Genomic DNA, 12,207 nt, shown 5'->3' on the forward strand with positions numbered 1-12,207 from the left:
TTTGAAGAATATTTCTTGATACACAAATTCCGTACCGACGTGCCTTGCGCCTTCCCCTTGGGTCGTGCCACGTCAAGGAAACGCTTGATCAAAGGACCCCTGCGATGACACAAGCCCGCCTCTCTCCGCTGCCACCCGACGCTTGGCCAGACGCGCTGGCAGATCTGGAAGATGCCTTTGCGGGGCGCCTGAACGTGTATCGCACCATGGCCCATCATCCGGATTTGGTGCGCGCCTGGGCCAATCTGCGCCAGCACGTGGTGCTGGACACCAGCCTGGGCCCTGCCGCGTCCGAGGTGGTGATCCTGCGCGCGGGGGCGCGGCTGAACTCGGACTATGAGTGGGGGCACCACGTGTCCCGCGCCCGCGTGCTGGGGTTCGAGGATGCCCGCATCGCTTCCCTCCGTGGCCCCTTGGACGCGATGGGGACCGACGACGCCACCCTCGCCCGCGCGGTGGATGAGGTGATTGACCAATCGCGGCTGTCGCCCGAAACCCTTGCCGCCCTTTCCGGATTGGTGGGTTCGCAAGGCGTGCTCGATCTCTTTGCCACCGTCGGGTTTTATTCCACCTTGGCCTTCATCGTGAACACATTCGACACCCCGCTCGACCCAGCGGTCACCGATGAGCTTGCGGCCCGCCCCCTGCCCGCCCCCTGAAGGACACTGTGCAATGACCTCCGCCCCCCACAGCAAACTGGCACATACGCCGATCAGTTTTTTCACCATCCCGATGGGGATTTTCGGCCTGTCGCTTGCCTTTGGCGCGGGCGGCTTTGCGCTGCCCGCCCTGATTGCGGGCGGCCTTGGGATCGTGTTGCTTGGGGTTTTGTTCGCGACGCTGGCCCTAAAAGGCCTGCGGCATCCGGCGGCGCTGAAGGCCGAGTGGACGCACCCGATCAAGCTGGCGTTCTTTCCCGCCACCAGCATCGCCATCCTCCTGATGGCGACGTTTCTTCTGGACCTCTCGCCCGAGTTGGCGCGCGTCGTGTGGATTATCGGTGCGGCGGCGCAAGGCGTGCTGACGCTGATCGTGATTTCCGCCTGGATCAGCCACCGGGCATTCGGGCCGGGGCAGCTGTCGCCCGCGTGGTTCATCCCCGCCGTCGGCAACCTCATGGCCCCCCTGGGCGGTCAGGCGTTGGGCTACATCGAGCTAAGCTGGTACTTCTACGCCGTGGGGATGCTGTTCTGGATCATTCTGCTGACGCTGGTCTTCAACCGTTTGATTTTCCACGATCCCTTGCCCGGAAAACTGCAACCAACCATCGTTATCCTGATCGCCCCCCCGGCGCTCGGATTCCTGGGGTGGGTTGGTTTTCACGGCGGCACGGTGGATGCGGTAGCGCATCTGATGATCAACCTCGGCTACTTCTTCACCGTGCTTGTGGCGCTGCAATTGCCCGCGCTGTTGCGGCTGCCCTTCGCCCTGTCTTTCTGGGCGCTGTCGTTTCCGCTGGCCGCCATTGCGGTCGTCAGCTTCCGCTACGCCGCACTGGCCGGGTCAACGCTGCACCTCATGTTCGGCTACGCGCTTCTGGCCGCCCTGTCGGTCGTGATTGTCGTGCTGGCGGTGCAGACCACGCGCGCGGCCCTGTCGGGGGCCTTGTTCCAGCCGGATTAAGCCGCCAACGGCGCGATCAGATCCGGGCCCTTGGCGCGGTTGGAATTCACCGTCCGATCCACCCGCCAACGCTGGTAGGTTCCCTCGGGAGCCGCCCGCATCAGCGGCGCGGCCTTGGCGTCGGTTTCGCCCAACCAGGTCGCCCAATCCTCGGGCGCAAGCACAACGGGTTCGCGGTGGTGGGTCTCGGACATCCAGTCCGAAGCGCCCGTGGTGACGATGGCGCAGGTGGTCAGGGGGCCCTCTTCCTCGCCCTTGTCCCAGGCCTGCCAGATGCCGGCGAAGACCAGCGGCGCCCCATCGGTGCGAGAGAAATACCACGGCAGCCGCGCGTCATCCTCGCCCTTGGTCCATTCATAGAACCCCGTGGCGGGAATCAGGCAGCGGCGGTCGCGCACGGCGGCGCGAAAGGCGGGCTTTTCGGCAATGGTTTCGGCCCGTGCGTTGATCAGCAAAGGGCCGCCGCCCGGCTTCTTGTACCAATGGGGGATGAAGCCCCAGCGCATCGGGCGGAACGCGCGTTGGGTGGAAGTCGGCCTCAGGCCCCGTCCCGTGTCCGAGGCCGTCACCACGCCCACCATATTTGTGGGGCAGATGTTGTAGTTCGGCGGCTGGGGGAGGTCGTTGGATGGCGCAGCCTGAAACAGCTGCGCCATGGCGTCATTGGGATGGGTCATCGTCATGCGGCCACACATGGCCGCATTAGACCCCGTTAATCACTTCCCGTAAACGGTGCGGTACGCGATTTCGTGGGCATCGCCCGGAAAGATCCCAAGGTCTTCGACGGCAAGGCGCGTCGGCATTGCCGAGATTTCGGCAACGGTGCGGTTGTAGGCGGCGCGCTTTTGAGCGGCAACGCGAAGGTTCGTGAAGTTCGAGGCCATGGTGCAACTCCTGTTTCGTGCGGTGGCTTTGTTTGTCTTGACCCCAATATGTTAGCGCCAACAGTTTTCACCAGCCCCGGTTTGCGAAGACCCGCCTTGCATGTTTTGCATGGCGACGCGGCGTCACGAAAAAACCGGCGCTGGTTGCCCAACGCCGGTTCAATTTGCCTATAATCCAGGCTGTTGCAGGATCACTCCGCCTGGGTGATGCGCCCGTCGGTGTAGGGCGTGTAGGGGCTGTTTTCCCCCAGATACGTCGCCACGACCTCTTCCAGACCCGGTCCGAAATCATAGGCGTTTTCCGCCGTGGTGAAGCTGGAATAGCCGTCGCCACCGCCGCGCATGTAGTTGTTGGAAACAACACCATAGACCGCTTCCAGATCGATCGGCGCATCGCCGATCATCACGTTGGAAATCCGGCTGCCCGGCTCCTGGCTGAGGTCGAAGGTGTAGGACATGCCCGAAACCTGCGGGAAACGACCCGCGCCATCGGCCACCTGGCTGACGCCGTTCTCCAGCGCCTCCACGATGCCCGCACCGGTCAGCTGGAAGGTGGCCAGCGTGTTCTGGAACGGCAGCACGGTGAAGACCTCACCCATGGTGACTTCGCCGCTGTCGATGGTGGCCCGCAGGCCGCCGCCGTTCTGGATCGCCACATCGATGCCCTGCTCGCGCACCCGCTCCAGCATGGCGTCCGCGACAAGGTTGCCCATGGCGCATTCCATTGCCCGGCACACCTCGCGCGAGCCTTCGATGACATCCGTGCTTTCGCCGATCACCTCGGCCATTGCCTCCTCGATGGGACCCGAAAGTTCGCTCACACGGGCCGCGATATCGGCATCCGGCGTGACAGAGGCGTCCAGCACCATCGTATCGCCCGAGGCGTAGACCACGTTACCGTCGTCATCAAAGGTCACCTCTAGATGGCCCAGGTACTTGGAATAGGCATAGGCCTGCACGATTGGAACAAACGCCCCGTCGGGGTTGGTGATCATCGTCGGATAGGCGCCCGCGCGGTCCGGGTCGGAGGACGACAGATAGGTGTGCGAATGCCCGCCCACGATCACGTCGATGCCGGTGACGGCCTCGGCGATACGAATGTCCTGGGGCAGGCCCACGTGGGTCAGGGCGATGATGATGTTCACGCCAGCTTCCGTCAGCGCATCAACATCCGCTTGCAGCGCGTCGATCTCATTCTGGAAGATGATGCTGGGGCCGGGAGAGGAGGTTTCCGCCGTATCCGTGGCCAGCGCCGAGATGATGCCGACCTGAATGCCGTTCACATCAAGGATCACGTGATCGGGCACCATCTCGTCGGACAGGACGTTGGATTGCGACAGGTCGAGGTTGCCAGAGATCACCGGGAAGCTGACCATTTCCACGAAGCGGGCCAGGTTCTCGGGGCCGTCGTCGAATTCGTGGTTGCCCACGGCCATGACGTCGAAGCCGATCGCCTCCATGAACTCGGCCTCGACCTCGCCCTTGTAGGTTGTGTACATCAGCGAGCCTTGGAATTGGTCGCCCGCATCGAGGACCAGCACATTCTCACCGGCGGCTTCCAGCTCACCGCGCAGGGTGTTGATGGCCGTCGCCACACGGGCCACGCCGCCAAAGCATTCACCCGCGGCGTCATCCTCGGCGCCACAGGTCGAATCGAACCGGTTGATCGGCTGGATGCGGCTGTGCAGATCGTTGATGTGCAGAAGGTGCAGCGTGGTGTCGGCACCAACGGGTGCAGCAACAGCAAGCCCCGCCACCATGGCGGTCGAGCCCAGAATACGAGCAAGCATAGGTAGTCTCCCCAAGGTTATTGTAGAACTGATGCCAGCTTGGCGTCGGCCCGCGTCCAAGTAAAGCGGCTTGATGACGGCAGGGTGACACTTGACGTTACGGCGCGCGCGGGGGAAACGATCTCATGCGGATTTACAAGATATTGCTTGCGGAGGAATGGGCCGCACTTGAAGCCACCGGAGAGACCCCCGGCGCGCCCATCGACGTGGCCGACGGCTACGTGCATTTTTCCACGGCAGAGCAAGCGGCAGAGACGGCGGCGAAGTATTTCGCCGATATCGACGGGCTGGTCCTTGCCGCGCTGGAAGCCGACGATCTGGGCCCCGCCCTGAAGTGGGAACCCTCGCGCGGCGGTGCCTTGTTCCCCCACCTCTACGGCCCCCTGCGCCGCGCCGATGTGATCTGGCACGCGCCCCTGCCGGTGGTGGACGGGGCGCATGTCTTCCCCGCGGACCTCTGAGATGCTGGAGAAACTTGGCCTTCCCCTGCTGCGGCGGCTCGACCCCGAGCGTGCCCATGGCCTTGCGCTAATGGCCTTGAAGGCGGGTGTCGGGCCGTCCGACGGCCCCTTCACGTCCGCGCGCGTCGCGACCCGGATTGCGGGCATGGATCTGCCCAACCCTATCGGCCTCGCCGCCGGTTTCGACAAGAACGCAGAGGTCGCAGGCCCGCTGCAACGCGCCGGTTTCGGCTTCATCGAAGTGGGCGCCGCCACCCCGCGCCCGCAGCCCGGCAACGCCAAACCCCGCCTCTTCCGCCTGACCGAGGATCAGGCCGCCATCAACCGCTTCGGCTTCAACAATGACGGCGCGGATGCCATCGCCGCGCGGCTGAACGGGCTTCAGCGCGACATTCCCATTGGCCTCAACCTCGGCGCGAACAAGGACAGTGCGGACCGCGTGGCGGATTTCGCCCATGTCTTCCGCACCTGCGCGCCCCACATCGATTTCGCCACGATCAATGTCTCCTCCCCCAACACCGAGAAGTTGCGCGACCTGCAAGGCAAAGCGGCGCTTCGCCAAATAATCGCGCAGGTCGATGCCGCCCGGACGGACACCCCCGCCGGGTCAACCGTCGCCCTGTTCCTCAAGATCGCCCCGGACCTCAGCGAGGCCGAGTTGGCCGACATCGCCGAAGTTGCGCTGGACAGCCCCCTCCAGGGGATCATCGCCACCAACACCACGCTGGACCGCAACGGCCTGCACAGCCGCCACGCGGGCGAGGCGGGCGGCCTCTCAGGCCAGCCTCTGTTCGAGAAATCGACCCGCGCGCTGGCCCGCCTTTATCGCCTCACCGACGGCACGCTGCCCCTGATCGGCGTGGGCGGTGTGGCCTCGGCCGAGCAAGCCTATGCCAAGATCCGCGCGGGCGCTTGCGCCGTGCAGCTCTACACCGGGCTTGTCTACGGCGGGCTTTCGATGGTCACGAAGATCGCCAAGGGCGTCGACGCGCGCCTTCAACGCGACGGCTTTGCCAATGTCGCCGCCGCCACCGGCACCGGAGCAGACGAATGGACCTGACCCTTTGGCACAACCCGCGCTGCTCCAAATCCCGCGCCGCCCTGGCGCTTCTGGAAGACGCGGGCCACGCACCCGGCGTGCGCCTTTACCTGCAAAACCCGCCCACCGAGGCAGAAATCGAAGATCTCCTGGCCAAAATGGACGTCGCGCCGCGCGCGCTGATGCGTCGGGGCGAAAAGCTCTACAAGGACCTCGGGTTGGCAGATGCCGATGATGCCGCGCTCATCGTCGCCATGGCCACCCACCCGATCCTGATAGAACGCCCGATCCTCATCACCCCCAAGGCCGCCGCCATCGGCCGCCCGCCAGAGGCGCTCCTGCCCCTGCTCTAGGCGCGCCGCGCACCGCAGCGCCCGCAAACCGGGCACCGGCTCCTTCATTCATCTTGCCAAATACAACTCAAGATCCCTCACCCCGCCGCCCGCTCCAATGCCGGGTAGCGGGCACCCAGGGTCACCCCCCGCGCCGCGAAAGAAATCAACAGCGCCGCCCAGACCCCGTGATTGCCGAACGCCGGGATCAGGACCGCCGCGGCCCCCACGTAGATGCAGGCGCTCAGGATCATCATGTTGCGCATGTCCCGGCCCCGCGCCGCGCCGATGAAGATGCCGTCCAGCATCCAGGCGGCGCAGCCCACCAGCGGCGCGATCGCCATCCACGGCAGGAACACCCGCGCCATGGCCTGCACCTCGGTGTCCTTGGCCAGAAGGTCGATCAACCATGGCCCGCCAAACCAGAACGCCGCCCCCATGGCGAAGCAGATCCCCAAGCCCCAGACCGACGTCAGCACGGCCGAGCGGCGCACGCGTGCCGGGTCCTGCCGCCCATAGGCGCGCGCGATCAGCGTCTCGGCCGCGAAGGCGAAACCGTCCATGGCATAGGCCGTGAGGTATAGGAACTGGATCAACACCTCGTTGGCGGCCAGCGTCACATCGCCGAACTGCGCGCCCAGAAACGTGAACGATGTGAACATCGCCACCAACAGCGCCGAGCGGATCAGGATATCCACGTTGAGAAGCGCCATTTTCACCAGCCGCGCCCGCTCGAACACCCTTGGCCAATCGCGCCACGCGGGCCGGGCGAAGGCGCTTTGGCAAAACCACAGGCCCACGCCTGCGCCAACGACCTCGGCAATGGCCGAGGACAAGGCCACGCCCTCCACGCCCCACCCAAAGCCCAGCACGAACAGGAAGTTCAGCGCGATGTTGAGGCTGTTCATGATCAACTGGATCGCAAAAACCGCCCCCGTGCGCTCTTGCGCGACCAACCACCCCGTCAGTGCAAAAACCGAGATCGCGAAGGGCGCGGTCCAGATGCGGATGAAAAGGTATTGCCGCGCCAGCGCCTCGACCTCGGGCGTCGTCGGCTCCCACGAAAATGCGGCCCAGATCATCACCGGATAAAGCGCGATCAGCAAAAGCCCTCCCACCCCCGCAATCATCAACGCGCGCGTCAGGATGGCCGAGACCTCGGCCGTGTCGCCTGCCCCTTCCGCCTGCCCCACAAGGCCCACGGTGCCCATGCGCAGGAAGCCGAAGATCCAGAAGACGCTCGACAAGATGATCGCGCCGATGCCCACGGCGCCAATCGGGGCCGCCTCGCCCATCTGCCCCACCACGCCCACGTCGACGATGCCCAGCAGGGGCACCGTGGCGTTAGAGATCACGATCGGCAGCGCGATCTTCAGCACCCGTTTGTGGGTCAAGGGTTTGGGCGGCGTGGTGACCTCGGGGGACGTTTCCATTGGCGCGCTACGGGGCGTCAGGTGTCAGCGGCGCGGGCATCAGGAAATGTCCGGTCGCCTGCGCAAACAGCTTTTCGCGGTTATCCTGCCAGGCCTCCACATGGACACTGGCATAGCGGCGGCCCGAGCGGTTGACCCGCGCCCGCGCATAGGCGTCGCGCGGCAGGCCCGTGCGCAGGTAATCCACGGTGAAATCAATCGTCTTGGGCATCCGGGGCAGCGACTGGGGCGTCAGCGCATCGGCATCAAGCCGCCCGGTCTCGATCTGATCCCAAAGGATGTTGAACCCCAACTCCATGATCGCCGCGACCTCAAGGAACGAGGCCGTCGCCCCACCATGGATCGCGGGCAGAAGCGGGTTGCCGATCAGCTTGTCGTGGTAGTTCAGCACCGCCGTCAACTCGTCGCCGCGGCGGTCAAAGGTAATTCCCATGGTCGCGATATAGGGCACGCCGGCGATCAGCAGCGACAAGGCGCGGTCGCGGCGGCCCTTGATGACATCGACAGGTTCGGGACGGGGACGGGCCATGGCTCAGCCCCCCGCCACGGTGAACGCACCGGTCGCCGCTGCCACGGGGCGGGTCTGGTCCTCGTCGAAGGCTTCTGCGCGCACGAAGGCCACGGACCGCGTGACGTTGTAGCAATGCGCGCGCGCCGTGATCCTCTCACCGGGCGTGGCAGGGCGCATGTAATCGATGCGCAGGTCCAGCGTTGCGGTGGCCGCTGTGACCTGCGGGTGGCTCATTACCGCCGCTCCGCCGCAGGTGTCCATCAGCGCCGAGACCGCGCCGCCGTGGATCACGCCCGTGGCGGGATCGCCGACCAAATCCTTGGAATAGGGCATGGAAATCACCGCGCGCCCATCCGCCATCTCTTCCATTTCCATCTGCAAGGCCTTGGAAAACGGCAGGGCTTCGATGAACCGCCGCACCGGGTGGGACTTGTCGTTCTGAAGTGTCTTGTCCGCCATGGGTCCCTCTTCCGCGTTACCCTTCTAGGTGTCACGCCGAGGCGCGGCAGGCGCAAGGGGTTTTACTTAACATCCCCGCCAACTCGCGGCATACTCGGATAACGTTACGTATTTCTTGGGACGTAAAGATATGTCTGAGGACCGCCTCGACTTCAAACAGATGTGCGCGCGTTTCGACGTGACGCCCCGCACCTTGCGCCACTACGAATATATCGAGCTTCTGTCGCCCGAACGAGAGGGCCGTGCCCGCTTCTACGGCCCGCGCGAATTGGCCCGCATGACCCTGATCCTGCGCGGGCGGCGCTTCGGGTTCTCGCTCGAAGAGATCCGCCAATGGCTGGAGATTTATGATCGTGGCGAGGGCTGGGAAGGCCAGCGTGACATCTGGATCGCCAAGGCCGATGCGCAACTGGAAGAACTGCGCGCGCGCCGCAAGGAACTTGATGAGATCATCGAAGAACTTCGGGACCTGCGCGACGCCAGCGCGGCTTCATAGCCCCCCTCAGCGGGACCCAGAGCGCCCGGCCACCAACCAGTGCAGCCGGTATACTTTTGAACACCAGCGCCTCGGTGAAGCTGGCCCAAAGGTCTGCCCCCCGCTCCTTGCGCAGCACCATGTCCGCATCAACGTAGACCCCGCCGTGGCGTTGCAGCACCGCGAGGCGGAAAACGTCACTTTTCATCGAGGCATGGGGCGCGATGTCATAGGCTTCGGCCACGACGTTGGGGAACCCATCGGCCAGAAGCGCGCGTGCTTCGGTGTCATTCCAGACCCGATGGCTCACCCCCGCCGCCGCCGCGACCTTGCCGCAATGGCGCAATAGCTTCTGGACCTGGTGTGGGGGATCGTTGTCCCAATACTGATGCAGGATGCGCGGCGGCCGCGCGCGCTGCTGCGCGCCGATCACCGATACGGCCTGAGCCAGGTTAAGCGCCTTGCTTGCCTCATTGGGTGCCTCGGCTTGCTAGGGCGCACGTGACCCCTCGGGCCCCGTTGGCGCGTCAGCCCCTGTTGGCTTCACTTGCACCTCATGTCGCCCCACGTCGCCTCAAATCTGGACCTTCAAAACGCTACACCGCCCGGGAATCAACGGCAAGGCAGCCCCTTTCAGCGCCCAAACCGCTTTGCAAAAGTTTCGCATGACCATGCGTCAACTTGGTTAACCTTTCGTCAACGCCAAAGTGACGCAACGTCCATGTTACGTAAACCTGATCGCGACTTGTACGGTAGCCCAACGACTCGCACATGGACCTCAATGTTGAATGTTTGATCATAGTGAGACTCAAGCCATGACCACGGAAACCATGACGATCCGCGAGATGTGCGACGCCTACGATGTTACACCACGCACCCTGCGCTTCTACGAATCCAAGGAACTGCTCTACCCGATCCGGGAAGGTCAGCGCCGCCTGTTCACCCGCCGCGACCGCGCGCGCCTGAAGCTGATCCTGCGCGGCAAGCGGTTTGGATTCAGCCTCGAAGAAATTCGCCAGCTGCTCGACCTCTATTACGTCGGCGACAGCCAGGAGACGCAGTTGGTCAGCACGCTTTCAATTGCCCGTGACCGCCTGAGCGACATGGAAAAACAACGCGCAGAACTTGATGAAGCCATCGATGAGCTGCGCAACCAGATGACCCTTGTGGCCGAAATGCTGACAAGTCGCAGCAGCGCCGCCTAGCCATCACTTTCGGGAGACCCCCTAATGCCGAGCTACACCGCCCCCACCAAGGACATCCAGTTTGTCCTGCACGATGTGCTGAATATCTCGGGACATGCGACGCCGGGCTACGGCGATCTTGACCGTGATTTCACCGGTGCCATTCTCGGCGAAGCCGGAAAGATCGCGTCCGAGGTTTTGTCGCCCCTGAACGCGGTCGGCGATACCGAGGGCTGCGTGATGGACAACGGCGTCGTCCGCACGCCCACGGGCTTCAAGGACGCGTTCGCGCAAATGTCCGAGGGCGGCTGGCCCGGCATCGACATGCCCGAAGACTTCGGCGGCATGGGCCTGCCCTATGTGATGAACACAGCGGTGGGCGAAATGTTCTCCGGCGCCAACATGGCCTTCACCATGTACCAGGGCCTGACCCACGGCGCGGCCTCCGCGATCCTTGTGCATGGCACCGAGGGTCAGAAGGCCACCTATCTGCCCAAGATGGTCTCCTGCGAATGGACCGGCACCATGAACCTGACGGAACCACATTGCGGCACCGATCTGGGCCTGATGCGCACCAAGGCGGAACCGCAGGGCGACGGCACCTACAAGATTTCCGGCCAGAAGATCTTCATCTCGGCCGGTGAACACGACATGGCCGACAACATCGTCCACCTCGTGTTGGGCAAGATCGTCGGCGGCCCCGAGGGGATCAAGGGCGTGTCGCTGTTCATCGTGCCCAAGTTCCTGGTGAACGAGGACGGCTCGGTTGGCGCACGCAACGGCGTGTCCTGCGGCAAGATCGAAGAGAAGATGGGCATCCACGGCAACTCCACCTGCGTGATGAACTACGACGAGGCCACGGGGTACCTCTTGGGCGAAGAGCACAAGGGCATGCGCGCGATGTTCACCATGATGAACGAAGCGCGTCTGGGCGTCGGCATGCAAGGCCTGGCCCAAGCCGAGGTCGCCTACCAGAACGCGCTGGAGTACGCCAAGGACCGCCTGCAAGGCCGCGCCGTCACCGGCGTTGAAAACCCCGACGGCCCCGCCGATCCGCTGATCGTCCACCCCGACATCCGCCGCAACCTGATGGAGCAGAAAAGCTTTGCCGAAGGCGGCCGCGCGTTTCTTCTGTGGGGCTCTTCGCTGATCGACGCCGCCCACCGGGGCGAGGACAAGGACGCCGATGGCCTGATCTCTCTGCTGACGCCCGTCATCAAGGGCTTCCTGACGGACAAGGGCTTCGACATGACCATTCAGGCCCAGCAGGTCTATGGTGGCCACGGGTATATCGAGGAATGGGGCATGTCCCAATTCGCCCGCGATGCCCGGATCGCGATGATCTACGAGGGGGCCAATGGCATCCAGGCGCTCGATCTGGTGGGCCGCAAGCTGGCGCAAGACGGCGGCAAGCACGTCATGGCGTTCTTCGATCTGGTGAAGGGCTTCTGCAAGGAGAATGCCGAGGTTGAGGGGATGGAAGACTTCATCGCGCCCTTGAAAGCCGCCTCCAAGGACCTGCAAGCAGCGGGGATGTACTTCATGCAGGAAGGCATGAAAAACCCCAACAACGCGCTCTCGGGCTCGACCGACTTCATGCACCTCTTCGGGCATACCTGCCTGGGGCTGATGTGGGCGATGATGGCGAAGGCCTCGCTCAAGGCGCTGGCGGACGGCACGTCTGACCCGGTGTTCCATGAGACGAAGCTGGCGACGGGCCGGTTCTACATGACCCGCACCCTGCCGATGACCTCCGTGCACCTGACCCGCATCCAGGCGGGCGGCGAGGCGGTCATGGCGCTGGACGCCGCCAACTTCTGATGATTCGGCGGCGGCGCACTCTGCTACTGGGGCTCACCTTTTTGCTGGTGGGCCTCGCGTGGACCGTTTGGGGGTGGTCCGTGGGCTGGAGCGAAATGCATCTTGGCCCGTCCGAGCGGACCCGGACACTGCTTGAAATTCCTTGGGCCTTTATTGTCGTGGGAATTCTCACCATCATCGGCTCACGTTTCATAT

At 64.1% G+C, this 12,207-nt stretch carries 15 protein-coding genes; 8 read left to right on the top strand and 7 right to left on the bottom strand.

What is annotated here, in order from left to right; translation table 11 throughout:
- Positions 1-104: 104 nt before the first annotated feature.
- Positions 105-659: a carboxymuconolactone decarboxylase family protein gene (locus KUL25_RS08540; RefSeq protein ID WP_257892560.1), complete on the top strand. Its 555-nt coding sequence runs from the start codon at positions 105-107 to the stop codon at positions 657-659.
- 13 nt (positions 660-672) lie between these two features.
- Positions 673-1,623, top strand: a complete 951-nt coding sequence (locus KUL25_RS08545) for an SLAC1 anion channel family protein (RefSeq protein ID WP_257892561.1) — start codon at positions 673-675, stop codon at positions 1,621-1,623.
- Here the strand turns inward: KUL25_RS08545 and KUL25_RS08550 are convergent.
- The 3 genes from KUL25_RS08550 to KUL25_RS08560 all read right to left on the bottom strand — a co-directional run bounded on the left by KUL25_RS08550 (position 1,620) and on the right by KUL25_RS08560 (position 4,297).
- Positions 1,620-2,318 carry an SOS response-associated peptidase gene (locus KUL25_RS08550; protein WP_257892562.1) on the bottom strand — a complete coding sequence of 233 codons (699 nt, stop codon included), beginning with the start codon at positions 2,316-2,318 and terminating at the stop codon, positions 1,620-1,622. The two genes, KUL25_RS08545 and KUL25_RS08550, sit on opposite strands and share 4 nt — an antisense overlap.
- A 21-nt stretch (positions 2,319-2,339) precedes the next feature.
- Positions 2,340-2,507, bottom strand: coding sequence for a hypothetical protein (locus KUL25_RS08555; protein ID WP_257892563.1), 168 nt, complete (start codon positions 2,505-2,507; stop codon positions 2,340-2,342).
- 191 nt (positions 2,508-2,698) lie between these two features.
- Positions 2,699-4,297: a bifunctional metallophosphatase/5'-nucleotidase gene (locus KUL25_RS08560; protein ID WP_257892564.1), complete on the bottom strand. Its 1,599-nt coding sequence runs from the start codon at positions 4,295-4,297 to the stop codon at positions 2,699-2,701.
- A 125-nt stretch (positions 4,298-4,422) separates the two neighbouring features.
- Between KUL25_RS08560 and KUL25_RS08565 the strand changes: the two genes are divergently transcribed.
- Genes KUL25_RS08565 through arsC form a run of 3 tightly spaced genes read left to right on the top strand, consistent with a single transcriptional unit; the run spans position 4,423 to position 6,150 of the window.
- Complete coding sequence (locus KUL25_RS08565) at positions 4,423-4,758, top strand: DUF952 domain-containing protein (protein WP_257892565.1); 336 nt, start codon at positions 4,423-4,425, stop codon at positions 4,756-4,758.
- Positions 4,736-5,818, top strand: coding sequence for a quinone-dependent dihydroorotate dehydrogenase (locus tag KUL25_RS08570; RefSeq protein ID WP_257892566.1), 1,083 nt, complete (start codon positions 4,736-4,738; stop codon positions 5,816-5,818). The genes KUL25_RS08565 and KUL25_RS08570 overlap by 23 nt, the downstream gene beginning before the upstream one ends.
- On the top strand, positions 5,809-6,150 hold the full coding sequence (gene arsC, locus KUL25_RS08575; protein ID WP_068360673.1) for an arsenate reductase (glutaredoxin): 342 nt from the start codon (positions 5,809-5,811) through the stop codon (positions 6,148-6,150). Before KUL25_RS08570 ends, arsC begins: the two co-directional genes overlap by 10 nt.
- A 77-nt stretch (positions 6,151-6,227) precedes the next feature.
- Here the strand turns inward: arsC and KUL25_RS08580 are convergent, their stop codons facing one another.
- Genes KUL25_RS08580 through KUL25_RS08590 form a run of 3 tightly spaced genes read right to left on the bottom strand, consistent with a single transcriptional unit; the run spans position 6,228 to position 8,532 of the window.
- A complete protein-coding gene (locus tag KUL25_RS08580) occupies positions 6,228-7,562 on the bottom strand; it encodes an MATE family efflux transporter (protein WP_257892567.1) in 1,335 nt (444 codons plus the stop codon).
- Positions 7,563-7,569: 7 nt separating this feature from the next.
- Entirely contained in the window at positions 7,570-8,091 is a 522-nt protein-coding gene (locus tag KUL25_RS08585; RefSeq protein ID WP_257892568.1) for a PaaI family thioesterase, read from the bottom strand.
- A gap of 3 nt (positions 8,092-8,094) precedes the next feature.
- Positions 8,095-8,532 carry a PaaI family thioesterase gene (locus KUL25_RS08590; RefSeq protein ID WP_257892569.1) on the bottom strand — a complete coding sequence of 146 codons (438 nt, stop codon included), beginning with the start codon at positions 8,530-8,532 and terminating at the stop codon, positions 8,095-8,097.
- Positions 8,533-8,662: 130 nt separating this feature from the next.
- On the opposite strand from KUL25_RS08590, the gene KUL25_RS08595 reads away from it, so the two are divergent.
- On the top strand, positions 8,663-9,028 hold the full coding sequence (locus tag KUL25_RS08595; protein WP_257892570.1) for a MerR family transcriptional regulator: 366 nt from the start codon (positions 8,663-8,665) through the stop codon (positions 9,026-9,028).
- On the opposite strand, the gene KUL25_RS08600 is transcribed toward KUL25_RS08595, so the two are convergent.
- Positions 8,982-9,440 (bottom strand): glycosyltransferase family 32 protein, encoded by a 459-nt coding sequence (locus tag KUL25_RS08600; RefSeq protein ID WP_257892571.1) that lies wholly within the window; start codon positions 9,438-9,440, stop codon positions 8,982-8,984. The genes KUL25_RS08595 and KUL25_RS08600 overlap by 47 nt on opposite strands.
- Positions 9,441-9,822: 382 nt before the next feature.
- Between KUL25_RS08600 and KUL25_RS08605 the strand changes: the two genes are divergently transcribed.
- Together KUL25_RS08605 and KUL25_RS08610 are read left to right on the top strand one after the other, a co-directional pair.
- Positions 9,823-10,212: a MerR family transcriptional regulator gene (locus tag KUL25_RS08605; protein WP_257892572.1), complete on the top strand. Its 390-nt coding sequence runs from the start codon at positions 9,823-9,825 to the stop codon at positions 10,210-10,212.
- Between the two features lie 24 nt (positions 10,213-10,236).
- A complete protein-coding gene (locus KUL25_RS08610; protein ID WP_257892573.1) occupies positions 10,237-12,012 on the top strand; it encodes an acyl-CoA dehydrogenase C-terminal domain-containing protein in 1,776 nt (591 codons plus the stop codon).
- The last annotated feature ends 195 nt before the right edge of the window (positions 12,013-12,207 follow it).

Source organism: Gymnodinialimonas phycosphaerae (assembly GCF_019195455.1).
GTDB classification, from domain to species: Bacteria; Pseudomonadota; Alphaproteobacteria; order Rhodobacterales; family Rhodobacteraceae; genus Gymnodinialimonas; species Gymnodinialimonas phycosphaerae.

Bases quoted from the DNA above. Each gene is read 5' to 3' on its own strand.
- KUL25_RS08605 (WP_257892572.1), top strand. From the start codon at position 9,823: ATGACCACGGAAACCATGACGATCCGCGAGATGTGCGACGCCTACGAT.
- arsC (WP_068360673.1), top strand. From the start codon at position 5,809: ATGGACCTGACCCTTTGGCACAACCCGCGCTGCTCCAAATCCCGCGCC.
- KUL25_RS08560 (WP_257892564.1), bottom strand. From the start codon at position 4,297: ATGCTTGCTCGTATTCTGGGCTCGACCGCCATGGTGGCGGGGCTTGCT.
- KUL25_RS08595 (WP_257892570.1), top strand. From the start codon at position 8,663: ATGTCTGAGGACCGCCTCGACTTCAAACAGATGTGCGCGCGTTTCGAC.
- KUL25_RS08590 (WP_257892569.1), bottom strand. From the start codon at position 8,532: ATGGCGGACAAGACACTTCAGAACGACAAGTCCCACCCGGTGCGGCGG.
- KUL25_RS08585 (WP_257892568.1), bottom strand. From the start codon at position 8,091: ATGGCCCGTCCCCGTCCCGAACCTGTCGATGTCATCAAGGGCCGCCGC.
- KUL25_RS08610 (WP_257892573.1), top strand. From the start codon at position 10,237: ATGCCGAGCTACACCGCCCCCACCAAGGACATCCAGTTTGTCCTGCAC.
- KUL25_RS08580 (WP_257892567.1), bottom strand. From the start codon at position 7,562: ATGGAAACGTCCCCCGAGGTCACCACGCCGCCCAAACCCTTGACCCAC.
- KUL25_RS08550 (WP_257892562.1), bottom strand. From the start codon at position 2,318: ATGTGTGGCCGCATGACGATGACCCATCCCAATGACGCCATGGCGCAG.
- KUL25_RS08565 (WP_257892565.1), top strand. From the start codon at position 4,423: ATGCGGATTTACAAGATATTGCTTGCGGAGGAATGGGCCGCACTTGAA.
- KUL25_RS08540 (WP_257892560.1), top strand. From the start codon at position 105: ATGACACAAGCCCGCCTCTCTCCGCTGCCACCCGACGCTTGGCCAGAC.
- KUL25_RS08555 (WP_257892563.1), bottom strand. From the start codon at position 2,507: ATGGCCTCGAACTTCACGAACCTTCGCGTTGCCGCTCAAAAGCGCGCC.
- KUL25_RS08545 (WP_257892561.1), top strand. From the start codon at position 673: ATGACCTCCGCCCCCCACAGCAAACTGGCACATACGCCGATCAGTTTT.
- KUL25_RS08570 (WP_257892566.1), top strand. From the start codon at position 4,736: ATGTCTTCCCCGCGGACCTCTGAGATGCTGGAGAAACTTGGCCTTCCC.